General features: G+C 72.8%; 12 protein-coding genes and 1 riboswitch. Of the genes, 4 read left to right on the top strand and 8 right to left on the bottom strand.

What is annotated here, in order from left to right; genetic code table 11:
- The first annotated feature begins 164 nt into the window (after positions 1-164).
- Positions 165-1,184 carry a helix-turn-helix domain-containing protein gene (locus OIE51_RS05060; protein WP_326595830.1) on the top strand — a complete coding sequence of 340 codons (1,020 nt, stop codon included), beginning with the start codon at positions 165-167 and terminating at the stop codon, positions 1,182-1,184.
- Between the two features lie 64 nt (positions 1,185-1,248).
- Here the strand turns inward: OIE51_RS05060 and OIE51_RS05055 are convergent, their stop codons facing one another.
- A complete protein-coding gene (locus OIE51_RS05055) occupies positions 1,249-2,349 on the bottom strand; it encodes a helix-turn-helix domain-containing protein (RefSeq protein WP_326600497.1) in 1,101 nt (366 codons plus the stop codon).
- A 503-nt stretch (positions 2,350-2,852) separates the two neighbouring features.
- Between OIE51_RS05055 and OIE51_RS05050 the strand changes: the two genes are divergently transcribed.
- Both OIE51_RS05050 and OIE51_RS05045 read left to right on the top strand, forming a co-directional pair.
- Complete coding sequence (locus OIE51_RS05050) at positions 2,853-3,716, top strand: alpha/beta hydrolase (protein WP_326595828.1); 864 nt, start codon at positions 2,853-2,855, stop codon at positions 3,714-3,716.
- Positions 3,713-4,063, top strand: coding sequence for a GNAT family N-acetyltransferase (locus tag OIE51_RS05045; protein WP_326595827.1), 351 nt, complete (start codon positions 3,713-3,715; stop codon positions 4,061-4,063). The genes OIE51_RS05050 and OIE51_RS05045 overlap by 4 nt, the downstream gene beginning before the upstream one ends.
- Positions 4,064-4,573: 510 nt before the next feature.
- On the opposite strand, the gene OIE51_RS05040 is transcribed toward OIE51_RS05045, so the two are convergent.
- Positions 4,574-6,034, bottom strand: a complete 1,461-nt coding sequence (locus OIE51_RS05040; protein WP_326595826.1) for an aminotransferase class V-fold PLP-dependent enzyme — start codon at positions 6,032-6,034, stop codon at positions 4,574-4,576.
- A 194-nt stretch (positions 6,035-6,228) separates the two neighbouring features.
- Positions 6,229-6,346, bottom strand: a riboswitch (SAM riboswitch).
- Between the two features lie 246 nt (positions 6,347-6,592).
- Here OIE51_RS05040 and OIE51_RS05035 point away from each other — a divergent pair.
- A complete protein-coding gene (locus tag OIE51_RS05035) occupies positions 6,593-7,900 on the top strand; it encodes an MFS transporter (RefSeq protein ID WP_326595825.1) in 1,308 nt (435 codons plus the stop codon).
- Here OIE51_RS05035 and OIE51_RS05030 read toward each other — a convergent pair.
- From OIE51_RS05030 to OIE51_RS05005, 6 genes are read right to left on the bottom strand one after another with little or no spacing between them, the layout of a single operon-like run.
- A complete protein-coding gene (locus OIE51_RS05030; RefSeq protein ID WP_326595824.1) occupies positions 7,875-8,759 on the bottom strand; it encodes a helix-turn-helix domain-containing protein in 885 nt (294 codons plus the stop codon). The two genes, OIE51_RS05035 and OIE51_RS05030, sit on opposite strands and share 26 nt — an antisense overlap.
- A gap of 50 nt (positions 8,760-8,809) precedes the next feature.
- A complete protein-coding gene (locus tag OIE51_RS05025) occupies positions 8,810-9,655 on the bottom strand; it encodes a class I SAM-dependent methyltransferase (protein WP_326595823.1) in 846 nt (281 codons plus the stop codon).
- Entirely contained in the window at positions 9,652-11,142 is a 1,491-nt protein-coding gene (locus OIE51_RS05020) for a 4-hydroxyphenylacetate 3-hydroxylase family protein (protein ID WP_326595822.1), read from the bottom strand. Before OIE51_RS05020 ends, OIE51_RS05025 begins: the two co-directional genes overlap by 4 nt.
- A complete protein-coding gene (locus OIE51_RS05015; protein WP_326595820.1) occupies positions 11,139-11,702 on the bottom strand; it encodes a flavin reductase family protein in 564 nt (187 codons plus the stop codon). The genes OIE51_RS05020 and OIE51_RS05015 overlap by 4 nt, the downstream gene beginning before the upstream one ends.
- Positions 11,699-13,558: an asparagine synthase (glutamine-hydrolyzing) gene (asnB, locus tag OIE51_RS05010; protein ID WP_326595819.1), complete on the bottom strand. Its 1,860-nt coding sequence runs from the start codon at positions 13,556-13,558 to the stop codon at positions 11,699-11,701. The genes OIE51_RS05015 and asnB overlap by 4 nt, the downstream gene beginning before the upstream one ends.
- Positions 13,559-14,311, bottom strand: a complete 753-nt coding sequence (locus OIE51_RS05005) for a hypothetical protein (protein ID WP_326595818.1) — start codon at positions 14,309-14,311, stop codon at positions 13,559-13,561.
- Between the last annotated feature and the right edge of the window lie 64 nt (positions 14,312-14,375).

Genomic DNA, 14,375 nt, shown 5'->3' with positions numbered 1-14,375 from the left:
TGCTCGCCGAACATTTTCGGCGCCCGCACAGTCAGATGACTTAACTCCGCGCACGCCTCCTTCGGGAGAATCGCACTCATGAGGTCTTGGTACGTCGATGGGGCCCGCCGGCCGCTGAAAGGCCGCCGAAGTTCCGCTGAACCACTTCGCACCGGGAGGGCCACGTGAGCCTGGCGTTCATCACCACGTCTGTCGCCGATCAGGAGCGGCCGGCGCAGGGGGAGTCCGTCTCGCCGGCCTCGCTGTCGAAGGAAACCGCCCTGCGGAGGGGCTCCTCGTTCAGGGGCCGGATCGTGTCACACCGATGTGGATTCCTGCGGGTCAGCACAGTCGAGGGCGGTGCGCAAAACCTGGCGGGACCGACCTGGTCCATCGGGCCGAGTCCAGCCGACGCCCTGTGTGTCGGTATCCACACCAGGGGCTTGGCCGGGCTCGCTCAGGATGACTGGGCCCAGCGCTGCGGGCCGGGCGACGTGTTCGTCATCGACTGGGCACGTCCCTACACGCTGCGTGAGCTCGAAGGCTTCCGTCTGCACGTGTTCCGGATCCCCGGTGCTGTGCTGGGCATTCCGGAAAAGGACAGGGAATTCCTGGGCGGAGTCCACCGACAGTCCGGTAACGGCGTTGTTCAGCTACTCGCTCCACTTCTTGAGACCATCGCCGATTCGGTCTCGTCCTACTCGCCGCACGTCGCTCACCGACTTGCCGGCAGTGTGACGGATCTGCTCGGCACCATGCTGTCCGAACGGACGGTGTCCGAACACGCGGACGTCGGCGCGGCGGACGAGAATGCCGATCGCCTCGACATGGTGCGGCGAATTCGCAGCTTCGTGAACCAGAACCTGGGCGACCGCGAGCTGTCACCCGAGATGATCGCCGCGCACCATCATGTCTCGGTCAGATACCTGCACAAGGTCTTCGTCAGCGAAGGCACCACGATCAGCAGATGGATTCAGCAACGCCGACTGGAGGAGTGCAGGCGCGAGCTGGCCCGGCTCGGGCAGGCCACCTCATCCGTCTCCGCGGTGGCCAAGCGCTGGGGCTTTGTGAACGCCGCCCATTTCAGCCGCAGTTTCCGTGCCGCGTATGGCATCTCACCGAGCGACTGGCACAAAGTCCGAAGCGCCGACGGTTCGGCCGCGGCGCGGGACGAGGACACCGGAGTCCTGCTGCTCGCGGGCTGAAGCACGCGCGTATGCCGCCGCCCGGTCGGACATCGCGGAGCGACGGGAACCGGCTCGCGGGAAGTCAGACGGCTTCCCCGGCCTCAGCGACCTCACCCGGCGCTTTCGCGGAGTCGACGGCTGCCCCCGTGTGCGTGGCGGCGGCAGCACCCCCGGTCCGTCCCCGGGGACTGGGAAACGACTCGGGCGGGTGACAACATCCAGTGCCTCGGCCGGGCGTGGTTCCCGCATCCCTGCGCCAATGGCGGGGCGAGTGTCCGTACACCGCCTTGAACGCACGGCTGAAGTGCGCGGGGTTCTGGAAACCCCAGCTCCGCGCGACCGTCGAGATGGTCGGCGCCGCCCGCCCACGCCGTACCAACTCGTGGGCGCACTCCTCGACACGCCGCCGCTGGATCAGCTTCCGTACCGTGGTCTCCTCCGCTTCGAAAAGACGGTGCAGATACCGGACCGAGATGCGGTGAGCCCCGGCGACGCGTTCGGGAGACAGCTCGGGATCACGGAGGTTCTCGTCGATGTAGCGGCGGATCAACGGAAGAAGGTGATCGCGGGCATTGCCGCGGTCGCTGTCACCAGCCCCCGCCAGCTCGTCGACCAAGGTGGCCAGCAGATCGGCCGCGTTCCCTGCCAGCCGGTCGCCGACCGGTGCCGTGATCCGCGCGGCATCCGCGACGAGCCCCGTCACGAACGGCGCGAGGAGCGCGGCAACGCCCCCGGCCGGCGTGATGGCACGTCCGGTGATCCGGTCCACTCCGCCCGCGGCGCTGCCCAGCGACTGTTCGGGCAGCCGGAGCAGGTGCAGGGAGAAGCGCTGCCGCTGTTCCAGGGTGAACGGACGGCGAAGATGGAACAGGGCCAGTTCTCCGGGTCTCAGCACAGCGCTTCGCCCATCCTGATGCAGCAAGGCGGTTCCGGATGCCTGCACGGCGAGGGCGAGGCGGTTCTCGGGAGCCGCGGCGACCAGGCGGGCGTCGCGGCTCAGTCGCATCGGGTCCGCTTCCACCGACAGCACGCGCAGATAGCCGAGGTCGACGGCCGCCACACTGCCTTCGAAGGCGTGCTGGGTCCGCCGAGGGGTGACCCGCACCGGAGCCAGCAGGTGGCGGACGGCGCGCTGCCAGGCGCTGACTCTCTCCGCTTCGGGAACGGAAGCCGTACTCAGCACAGGTCGCACACAGACTCCTCGGCTCACATACTCCGGTGGCGAGCGGGATCTCGGTATCGGATCCGAACCGAGGTCTCCGCGAGGCCGCACTCACCCTGGTTCGAGTGTGCGCGTGTCCGGACGTCCAGTCCTCAGTCATCTGACGGCACTGGAGCGCTCCAGGAGACCGACCCTGCTCACTCGCGCACGAGGAGTGCGCGGAGCGTCACGAGTTCGTGTGCCCGGTGGACTGTTCTGTCGCCTGGCCGATCGCTGTCCCGCGATCCGCCGGCCCCGTCCCTGGGCCCCGCCTCGACACGACCAACGCGAACCCGATTCACACAGGTTTGTCCGATGAAGGCGGAGGCGAGGCGGGGGACGGCCACGACAATGTGCGCTGTCGGGATACCGCCACTGCACACGCGGTCATCCCGCCTGGGGCACTCGCCCTAGCTTGAGGCTGACGCCACCCATTCAGGGAGTCGGAACGATATGACTCCGTCTCCGAAGTGAGGACATCTGTCGTGTCAGCATCGGCCGATCTCGAAACCATCGAGCGCATCAACGCGGGCGACCGCATCCCTGTCGTGTTCATTCACGGTCTCTGGCTGCTGCCCAGCAGCTGGGAACGGTGGGCGCGGGTCTTCGAGTCGGCGGGCTATGCGCCCCTGACACCGGGTTGGCCCGACGACCCGGACACTGTCGCGGAGGCCAACGCCCATCCCGAGGTCTTCGCGGGCAAGAGCGTGGGGCAGGTCGCCGACCACTTCGCCGGGCTGATGGAGCGGCTGAAGCACAAGCCGGTCGTCGTCGGGCATTCCTTCGGCGGGCTCATCACGCAGATGATCGCCGGGCGGGGGCTGTCGGCGGCCTCGGTGGCCATCGACCCAGCGCCTTTTCGCGGTGTGCTGCCGCTGCCGATCTCCTCGCTGCGGGCGGCGAGCGTGGTCCTGGGAAACCCGGCCAATTACCACCGGGCCGTTCCGCTCACCTACGACCAGTTCCGCTATTCCTTCGCCAACGCCGTCGGCGAGGAGGAGGCGATGGAGCTGTACGAGCAGTTCGCGGTGCCCGCGCCGGGGGAGCCACTGTTCCAGGCGGCGGTGGCGAACATCAATCCGTGGACCGAGGTGAAGGTCAACACCCTCAATCCCGAGCGTGGTCCGCTGCTCATCATCTCGGGCGAGAAGGACCGCACCGTGCCGTGGGCCATTGCCAACGCCTCATACAAGAGGCAGGAGCGTAACGAGAACGCGGTCACCGAGATCATCGAGATGAAGGGGCGCGGTCACGCACTGACCATCGACAGCGGCTGGCGCGAAGTCGCCGACACCGCACTCTCCTTCGTCAAGCGGTTCACCACTGACGGCGAAGAGGGAGCGTCATGAGCGACATCGGTATCGACATCAGCGACGTCAGGGACCAGGGTCTCCTGGTCGGGCGTCTCGACGGCGAGATCGTCGGCTTCATCCAATACTTCGTCCTGCGGGAGCCGCAGCCGGCACTCGTGCCGGTCCACACCGTCGTCGATCCCGAACACACGGGCAGGGGCTACGCGGGCGCGCTGGTGCGCGAGTTGTATCGCATGGCCGCCCGTGAGGGGGTCGCGGTCGCGCCTTTGTGCTCGTACGTCGTGAAGTGGCAGGCAGGTCATCCCGAGGAGGCACCCGCCGCCACCGGGGCACTGCTCGGTGCGGCGCGGGCGGCCTTCGTCGCCGACCCGGCCAGGTGGTGACGGAGAACCGCCCTCGGGATGCCGGGCACTGCCCGGCATCCCCAGTTCCGCTGTGCGCGCGAAGGCCGTCAGCCTCTCCACGCCATGGCGCCGCGGATCGGCAGGTGGAGTACTAGCCGTGCCGGGATGTCGGCGTGCCGCGCGTCGGGCCGCGCGGGCTCGCCGCTGAGGCGGGGCCAAGGCACGGGGTTGGCGGATCGCCGGACTCCCTCTCAGTCGCTTGCCGTCACCGCCGCGGTGGCGAAGGCGCCTGCCGGATGAACTCTGTTCGCCTCTTCTACCGCACCGGAGGCGCGCTGGGGGAGGCCAGGGGAGTCACCAACGCCCTCCTTTCGCTCCTGCTGACCAGTCAGGAAAACGTGGGCCTCGGCGCGAGACGCACTCCAGGACGGATCGATGGACGAGAGCGCCGGCCGCGCGATGTCCTCGCACTCGGCGGGTGGGCGGCGCGGCGCCGGCCGGTGGGCGACGTGGCCGAGGGTGGACGTGCTTGCCGGCTGTCAACGGGCCTCACCCGGCTGTCAGTTCGGCCGTCGCGCGGAGGAGGCGGTCGATGTGTCCGGGCGGGGTGCCGGTGCCGAAGCTGACGCGGATGGCCTGGAGCGGACCGTCGCAGTCGGCGGGCTCCTCGCCGAGCAGGGTGCGGACCAGGGGGTGCGCGCAGAAGAGGCCGGAGCGGACGCCGATTCCGTAGCGCTCCGACAGGGTCCGGGCGAACTCCGCGCTGTCCCAGCCCTCGACGGTGAAGGACACCACGGGCACCCGGGGGGCGTCCGGACCGAAGAGGGACAGGGTGCGGACGGCGGGGAGGGCGTCGAGGCCGGTCCTCAGACGGCCCAGCAGGTGGTCCTCGTCCGCGACGAGCCGGTCGAACCCGGCCCCGGTGAGGGTGCGGCAGGCGGAGGCGATGGCGTAGGCGCCGATGACGTTGGGGGAGCCGGCCTCGTGCCGGGACTCGTCGGTGTGCCACTCCACCGCCACGCCGCCGTCGGGGCGGCGGGACACAGTGCGGCTCGCCCCGCCGCCCGCGAGGTACGGGTCGGCCGCCGCCAGCCAGTCCGCGCGGCCCGCGAGGACGCCGGAGCCGAACGGCGCGTACAGCTTGTGCCCGGAGAACGCGACCCAGTCCACGTCCAGTGTGGCGATGTCCACGGGCCGGTGCGGGGCGAGCTGGGCGGCGTCCAGGACGATCCGCGCGCCGTGCCGGTGGGCGGCGGCGGCGAGTTCGCGGACCGGCCACAGCTCGCCGGTGACGTTGGAGGCGCCGGTGACGCACAGCAGCTTCGGTCCCGGCGGGGCCGTCCGCAGGGCCTGCTCGGTGGTGCGGACGGCCTCCTCGGGGGAACGGGGCGCGGGCAGGAAGCTCACGTCCCGGCCGCGCCACGGCAGCAGCGCCGCGTGGTGCTCGGTCTCGAAGACGAACACGCGGGTCCCGGCGGGCGTGGCGGCGGCCAGCAGGTTGAGCGAGTCGGTGGTGGAGCGGGTGAAGACGACCTGGTCGCCGGGTCGGCAGCCGAGGAAACGGGCGACGGCCTCCCGGCTCTCCTCGAACAGCCGGGTGGAGAGCAGCGACAGGTGTCCGGCTCCCCGGTGGACGCTGCCGTAGTAGGGGGCGTAGGCGGCGATGTCGTCCCAGACCTGGCGCAGGGCGGGGGCGCTGGCCGCGTAGTCGAGCGCCGCGTACTCGGCTTCGCCGCCGTCCGCGAGCGGCACCCGCACTCCGGCGCTGAGCACGGCCGGAGGGGCGGGGACGGTGGTGGTGGTGGCGGTGGCGGGCGCGGTGACGGTGGCGGTGGTGACGGGCGCGATGGCGGCGGTGGTGGCGGGCGCGGTGGTGGTGGCGGTGGTGCCGGTGGTGGCGGGCGCGGTGACCGTGACGGCGGTGGTGGTGGTGCCGGTGGTGGCGGGCGCGGTGACCGTGACGGCGGTGGTGGTGGTGCCGGTGGTGGCGGGCGCGGTGGTGGTGGTCATGGTGAGTCTCCCGGAAGGCATGACGATCCGTCCGGCGGACGCCGCGGCGGGGTCGCCGCACCGTGTCGGGACGGGGAAAGAAGGCCGGGCGGGACACGTGGTGCCGGCCGCCGGACCGCGGGGGATCGGGTGAAGGCCCTGGGAAGAAGTCCCCGGGCCTAGATCATTCGCCGACTCATGGCGTGCTCCCTGAAATACCGCGCTTGCCGCGGACCTTGCTGTCCACGGCCCGGTCATCACCCGGGGCACCCCGCCACGGAAGGAGGGTTGCCGGACAGCGGGCCGGGGCCGTTGTCGCTGTCACTCGTGACCTTGGGCGCCATCCTGCCACCGCCCGCCACCGGCCGTCGCCCCCGTCTCACTCTCCGGACGCAAGGGTATGAGTGGCGGTCACAGGATGATCGCCTGGCTGGTTGCCGCCGCGTGGGGCCGCCCACGATGACCTGGCCGGGCGGCCCCGTCCCCCCGCCGGAGCCGCACTCCGCGCCGCCCGGCCCCGGCGGGCCGCGTGCCGTGCCGGGACGCGGCTCCGCGCCGATACGCGAGGTGGTGATCCGCTTGAGCGGCGTTTCCCCGACCGAGTCCGATCCGAAGTCCGGTGTCGATCCCACCGCCGATCCCGCCGCCGATCCGGGTGCCGATCCGGGTGTCGAGCCCGCGTCCGCCGGTCCGGTGGAGGGGTTCGACCGGCTCCGCTACGCGGGTGTGTTCGTGCTGCTGTTCCTCTTCGGGACCGAGACCTTTCTCATCTCACCGCTGTTGCCCACCATTTCCGACGACATCGGTGTGAGCGAGGCAGCCGCCGCGTCGAGCGTCACCGCCTACGTCCTGGCGTACGCGGTCGCGGCACCGTTCCTCGGGCTGCTCAGCGACCGGTTCGGCCGCCGCCGCGCGCTGCTCGCCGGGACCGCGCTGTTCGCGGTCTCCAACGCCGCCGCCGCGCTCTCGACCAGCCTGGCGCTGCTCGTCGTCTCCCGGGCGCTCGCCGGGCTGGCCGCCGCCGCGGCCGGGCCGGCGATCTGGGCGCACATCTCGGAGTCCACGTCGGACCGGGTGCGCGGCCGGGCACTGGGCCTCGGCATGGCGCTGTTCTCCTGCGGCCAGGTCGTGGGCGTGCCGCTCGGCGGTCTGCTGGCCGGTGTGGCGGGCTGGCGTTCCGCGTTCTGGGCGCTGACCCTGGGCACCGCCGCGGCCGTGCCGCTGCTGCTGCGGCAGGTCGGGCCCGCCGCAGGGCGGGGGGTGCCGGTGGGCGCGATCCGGGGCGTGCTGGCCGCGTGGCGGGTGCCCGCGCTGCGCGAGGGGCTGCTGGTCAACACGGCGTTCAACGCGGCCAACCTGGGCGCGTACACGTTCCTCGGCGCGCTGCTGGTCGACCGTTTCGACCTCTCCGTGGAGGCCCTGGGCCTCGTCGGGGTGCTGGTCGGGGCCGGGAGCGTGGCCGGGTCGCTGCTCGGCGGGCGGCTCGGCGACCGGTTCCGCGCGGCGGGGCGCACGGATCTGCCGCTGCTGGGCCTGTGGGGCCTGCTGCTGGCGGCGGGCATCGCCGTGGCGGCCACGGGTCCCGGCCTGGTTCTGGCGCTGGCCGGGGTCACCCTGTGGTTCGTCGCGAGCGGTGGCTTCGTGACCGATCAGCAGACGCTGGCGGGCACGGCCGCGCCGGAGCTGCGGGCCACGTCCAGCGCGTGGCTGACCTCCACCATGTACGCGGGCACCGGCCTCGGCGCCTGGGCGGTCGGCGCGTTCGGCGATGTGGCGGACGGCGTGCTGGCGGTGGGCGCGGGACTGGCCGTGCTCGCGGCGCTCGGCGGTCTGCTGGTGGGCCGGGGCGCGCGGGCGGCGGTCAGCCGGCCCGCCGGTCAGGAGTAGCGGAGGACGGCGTCGGGACGGCGCGCGGCCCCGGCTCGGCCAGGGCCGCCATCCGCGCCCGGTCCTCGGCCGAGTCGGGGGTGAAGAGCAGGACGAGCGCCGAGGGGTCGTCGACCGGGTGGAACGAGGACAGCGCGAGCTGGATGCGCTGCCCGGTCCTCGGCTCGACCGTCACCGTGCGGGCGGTCAGCTCGGCGACCGAGCGGCAGCCCCACCAGTGACGCAACTCCGGAGCGTCCTCGTCCAGCTGACGGTAGACCTCGCTGGTCCTCGCGTCGGCGAGGGCGGGCCCGGCCTGAGCGCGGAAGTGCTGGAAGACGTTCATCGCCAGCGGCTCCCAGTCGTGCATGACGGTGCGCAGCCGCTGGTCGGCTGCCATCAGCCACATCAGGTTGCGGCGCTCGGCCGGGATCGTCTCGGGCGCCCCCCACAGGGCGCTCCAGGCCGTGTTCCAGGCCAGCAGATCGAAATACTGGTCCAGGAGCACCGCCGGGCTCGCCGGCCACGAGTCGAGCACCGGCTGGACGGCGGCTGTCAGCCGCCCGCGGCCGTCCCCGCCGACCGGTCCGGCGGGCTCGTGGTATCCGGCGAGCCGCATCGCGTGCCGGGTGCCCGCCGGGTCCAGGCGCAGGGCTCGGGCGACCGCCTCCAGCACCTGCCGGGAGGCGGTCACCCGGCCCTGCTCCAGCCACGTGTACCAGGCCAGCCCCACGCCGGAGAGCGAGGCCACCTCCTCGCGGCGCAGCCCGGGGGTACGCCTGCGTGCCGTGGCGCTCAGTCCGACGTCGCCGGGCTTCAGCAGCTCGCGGTGGGCACGCAGGAACGCTCCGAGTTCCGTGCTGGGGCGGGGAGTTGACATCGGTGAACGCTCCTGGGCGGTGGGACGGGCAAGGGGGCGGAGGCGCGCGGTCAGGCGCGAGGTGTGAGCCGCCAGAGTCGCACGGGCATGTCGCTGACCCGGCCGCGCTCCTCCTGGCGCCGGGCGGCGGCTTCCCCGACGGCGCGGAAGAACTCCTCGCGCCGGGCGGGCGTGACGAGGCCGCTGTAGTAGTCCCCGAAGGTGGCGGCGTGGAAACGGGTGTACTGCGCGGCGTCCGCCACGGTGACCACGGCGTCGCGCTCCCACGTCCCGTCGGTGCGGAAGTCCCGTTCCAGCAGGGCCGCCAGATCCTCGACGGTCCGGGTACGGGTGGCGATGGGCAGCACCCCGCCACCCGCGAACAGGGCGGGGACGTCCGCGCGCGGCACGCCCAGGGCGGTGAGGGCGTCGCGGACGATGTCGTCCTCGCCGCCCAGGCCGTGCTCGTCGCGCGCGGGGTGGTAGGTCGTCAGCAGGAAGTGCCCGCCGGGCGCGAGGTGTTCGCGCACCCACGCCAGGACGCGGTCCTCCGTGGGGTACAGCCAGTGCAGCACCGAGGTCATCGTCACCACGTCGGGTCGGTGGGGCACCGGCGCGGGGGCGTTCAGGTCGGCCTCGGCCAACGCGACCCGGCCGCCGTGGGGCTTCAGGCGCGCGGCGGCCTCGGTGATGCGGTGGGGCGAACGCTCCAGGCCGACCGCCAGCTCCAGCGAGGGGAAGCGGTGCAGCGCCGCCTCCAGCAACTGGCCTATGCCGCTGCCCAGATCGACCAGGGTGGCGGGCTCGCCCGGGATGTGGTCCAGTACCCAGTCCCGGTCGTGCTCCTGGCGGAGTCGGCTGGCGTCCGCGTAGCCGGACAGGGTACGGGCCTGGGCCTCGACGGCTGATGTCGTCATCGCTGTGCCTCCAAGGGCGCGGTCGGGGACTGGGTCGGGGACGGGGACTGCGACAAGGCCCCGGGGGGCTCGACCAGCCGCCGCAGCCGTTCGCGCGTGGCGCTCTGGTCGTAGCGCTTGAAGAGGTTGATCCGGTTCCGGGTCAAGTCCCCGCGGTGGACATACTCGTAGAGGTCCTGGCGCTGGCCGAACCCGTCGCCGGTCAGCTCCCAGGCCAGGCGGAACAGCCGCGACTTCCGCTCGGCGTCGATGCCCCGGCCGCGCATGTACCGGTCGAGGTGCGGGCGGAGCCGGGGGTGGGCGAGGTCGCCCGCGGTGGGCTGCATCAGCAGTCCCGACGCGCCGATCTTCCGCACGATCTCCACGGCGCTGCCCGCCACTTCGGCGGACCACACGCGGCTGGCGGCTGTGTCGCCCGGCGCGAGCAGCCCGCTGTCCGTCGTGGTGGCGCGGCTCTCGGCGGCGTCCAGGAAGTACTCGGTCAGCTCGGCGTAGCCGGCCAGCCGCCCCAAATCCTCCTGGACGTTGCGGAAGCCGTCGACGCCGATGCTCTCGGCGACCAGGGTCGCCGTCGCGAGCAGCGTGCGCAGCCGCTCCCGGAACCGGACGTGCCCGATGTACGCGCTCCAGGCGTTGATCCGGCCGAGGCCGGTGCGCGCCAGGTCGCCGTCGCGGAGCAGGAACACCCGGTCCCAGGGCACCAGGACGTCGTCGAAGAACAGCATGGCGTCCTGCTCGTCGAAACGGGCGCCGAGCGGGTGGGCGTGGCCCCAGGGCTCGCCGCCCAGCGGCTCGCGGCACAGCGTGATCAGGCCGGGCGTGTTGAGGGGCAGGGCGAACCAGACGACGAACTGCTCCGCGCCGCGCTGGGCGAACGAGGCCGACAGGTAGACCAGCACCTCGTGCGCCAGCGGGGCCAGGGTGGTGAGCTGCTTGGCGCCGCGCACGACGATGCCGTGCTCGTTCTCCTCCAGCACCCGCAGGGCGAGGTCCGGGTCGTCCACGGGGTCGGCGGAGCGGTCGATCTGCGGGTCACCGAGCGCGTGCGACAGCACCAGGTCGTTCTGGGCGCAGTACCGGTACCAGGCTTCGGCGTTGGCCCCGAAGCCGGCCCGGTTGGCCTCCAGCCGGTGCCGGAAGTCGTAGACGCCGACCGCGATCGACGCCATGAACGCGGGCGAACGGCCGTGCTGTCCCAGCGATTCGGCGTGCCAGAACTCGGCGCTGCGCCGCTGGAGGCGCAAGTCCTCCAGGCTGTGCGGCGGTTGGTAGCCGCGGGCGAGGCGGTCGCCGGTGTCCGGGTCGACCCAGGTGAGCAGGTCGCGGTGTTCGGGGGCGTGCTGGAGGTCGAGGAGGCGGGCCAGCTCGTCCACGGCGGGCTTGAACGCGGGGTGGTCGGCCGGGCTGGTGACGCGCTCGCCGTCCAGGTACAGCTCGCGGCCGTCGGCGAGCTGGGCCCGGTAGCGGTCGCCGGTGAGCAGAGTCATGCGCGGGCTCCTGCGGAGGTCGGGTTCGGGTGGTCGGTGGGGTGGCCGGGGCCGGGGGACCGGTACCGGCCGTCGTGGTAGACCAGCGGGTCTCCCGGTACGGCGTCGGCGGCGGCGACGAGGCCGACGAGCAGGACGTGGTCGCCGCCCGGGAGCACGCCGTGCAGCCGGCAGTCGAACCAGGCCAGGCAGCGTTCGAGGACGGGCACGCCCGTGGTCCCGGGCCGCATCGGCGCGGTGGTGAAGCAGCCCAGGGCGCGTCCGGCGCCCGGGGAGGCGAAGCGCCGCGCCAGTGGCTCCTGGTCGGCGGCCAGCACGTTCAGCGCGAAGCCCCGGCCGCCCCGGACGGCGGTCACGATGGGGCTGCGGCGGTCGACCGCGACGCTGACCAGCGGGGGGTCGAGGGACAGCGGACACAGCGAGGAGACGGTCTTGGCGAAGACCTCGTCGCCGTGCCGGGCCGTCAGCAGCGCGACGCCGGTGGTCCACGACCGTGCCGCGTGGCGGTAGGCGTCGGCCGGGCCGGGGGCGCGTCCGGCGCGCGGGAAGCCGCCGCTCACCGCAGGCTCACCCGGTAGGCCCGGAGCCATTCGTCCACCTGGACCAGGTGGTCCAGGCCGCCGACGGGGTTGGGCGCGGTGCGCGGGCTGGGCAGCGGGCGTCCTTCGGCGAGTGCCCGGCGCACCGCCGCCCGGTCGACCAGTTCGAAGACCGGTGCGTGCGGATCGGCCAGCAGCTCGTGCGCCCGCGCCGTCAGCACCTCGGTGTACCGCACGGCCGGGGTCGACGGGTAGCCGCTCTTGGGGCGGTCCGTCACCCGCTCCGGGAGCAGGTCGCGCACGGCGTCCCGCAGCAGGCCCTTCGACCGGCCGCCGGGCGCCTTGAGCGCCCACGGCACGTTCCACACGTACTCCACCAGCCGGTGGTCGCAGAATGGCACCCGGACCTCCAGGCCGACCGACATGCTCACCCGGTCCACGCGGTCCAGCAGCGGCGGCAGCCAGCGTGTCAGCGCGAGGTGGAACACCTCGCGGACGCGCCGCTCCGCGTCGCTCTCCGCGCCGTGGTCACCGGCCCACTCCGGCAGCGAGGCGAGCGTGTCGCGGTACGCCGCCGCCGTGTACTCCTCGGGCCGGACCCGGGCCCGCACGTCCGGCCGCAGCAGCGCGGCCGGAGTGGTGCGGTCGTGCAGCCAGGGGAAGGTGCCGGAGGCGAGCGCCGCCGCGTCGTGGAAGTAGGGGTAGCCGCCGAAGATCTCGTCCGCGGCCTCGCCGGACAGCGCCACGGTGGATCGCCGCCGCACCTCGCGGAAGAGCAGGTGCAGCGAGGCGTCCATCTCGCCCCAGCCGGGCCGGTCCCGGGCGCGCAGCACGGCGTCGCGGGCGACCAGCAGGTCGTCGTCGGGGATGACGACGGAGGTGTGCAGGGTGCCGATGTGCCTTACCGCGGCCCGGACATACGGCGCGTCGTGCGTGGTGCGCCAGGCGTCGGGCGCGCGGTCGGAGCTGCCGGGGAAGTCGACCGAGTAGGTGGTCACCTTCCCCCGGCCGGTCCGCTCCCGCGCCGCGGCGGCCAGCGCGGTGATGGCGCTGGAGTCGACGCCGCCCGACAGCAGGGTGCACAGCGGGACGTCGCTGAGAAGCTGGCGCTCGACGGTGTCGGCGAGCAGCGCGCGCACGGTCTCCCGGGTGGCTTCCGGGCCGTCGGTGTGCGGGCGGGACTCCAGCGCCCAGTAGCGGTGTTCGCGGGTGACGGTCTCGCGGACCGACACCAGGTGGCCGGGGCGCACCTCACGCAGCCCGCGGAAGACGCCGTGGCCCGGGGTCGGCGCGGCCGGCAGGGCGAACAGTTCCGCGATGCCCTCGGTGTCGAGCTCGGCGCGGAAGAGGGGACCGGCGAGCAGCGCCTTGGGCTCCGAGCCGAACTGCACGCCGGTGGCATGGGCGTGCCAGTACAGCGGTTTGACGCCGAGGTGGTCGCGGACGAGGAGGAGTTCGCGCCGGTGGGTGTCCCAGAGCGCGTAGGCGAAGATGCCGTTGAACCGGCGGGGCGCGTCGGTCCCCCACTGAAGGTGGGCGCGCAGCACGACCTCGGTGTCCGAGCGGGTCCGGAAGACATGCCCGAGGGCATTCAACTCGGCCCGCAGCTCACGGTAGTTGTACAGCTCGCCGTTGTAGCTGAGCACCGCGCGCGGGTCATCGGGGCCGGCGCCGGGGCCGGTGTCGGTGAGGGGTTGGGTGCCGCCGTCGATGTCGATGACGGAGAGCCGGCGGTGGCCGAGGGCGGCGTGCCGGGAGAGCCAGACACCTCCGGCGTCGGGGCCCCGGCAGGCCAGGGTGTCCGCCATGGCCCGCACGGCGGGCCCCCGCTGCCGCAGGTCGGCGTCCCAGTCGATCCATCCGGTGATGCCGCACATCTAGTCCTCCCTCGGGGTGTCGGCGCCCGCCTGGCGGGGGGCGGTCGCCTCCCACCGGCAACCGTGGCCGGTGGGTCCGCCGCGCAGCCGGTGCGCGGGCACGAAGCCCTTGGCGCGGATGTTGGCGGACAGGGCCTCGGTGCAGTACGTGCACGGGGAGGCCAGCGTCAGACGGACGCCGTTGCGGCGGGCCTGTTCGCGGTAGTCCCAGATGGCGCAGTGCGTGATGGTGACGGCCGCGTGCTCGGCCGAGGGCTGGTCGTCGTCATCGAACTCGTAGTCCGAGCCGTAGAGTTCGGCCTGGCGGGCGATGCGGTGGATGGGGTCGGCCGCGCCCCGGCCGTGGTCGGTCTCGACCTCGCGGTGTACCTCGGCGTTGGCGCGGGCCCAGTCGGCGAGGACCTGTTCGCCGTACCGGTCCACCAGGAACCGTTCCATCAGGGCCTGTCCGCGGAAGAAGATCCGCTGCCACGCGTACGGCGGGGCGTCCGGGGCGGGCAGGTCGGCGAAGAGTTCGGCCTGCAGCGCGAACCAGGCGGTCAGCCGGACCTCGTCGCCCAGCGAGACCAGATAGCGGGTCAGGCCGGCCTCCGCCTCGTGCAGCCGCTGGCGCCACAGGGCCGAGCGTTCGGTGTCGGGCATCGATCGGTAGGGGGAACGGGGGGAGTCGTCCCTGGGGAGGGCCGCGCCCAGCAGCGCGGTGCGGGGCGCGGGTCTGAAGGGCTGTTCGGAAGATCTGTGCCCGTCGCTCATGGAGGGCTCCTTGTCGGGGGGTTACGGACGCACTGATCTCGTTCGCCGATCACGCTAGGCAGCG

This window comes from Streptomyces sp. NBC_01803 (genome assembly GCF_035917415.1).
In the GTDB taxonomy this organism is placed as follows: Bacteria; Actinomycetota; Actinomycetes; order Streptomycetales; family Streptomycetaceae; genus Streptomyces.
This window is presented reverse-complemented; position numbering and strand designations above follow the sequence as displayed.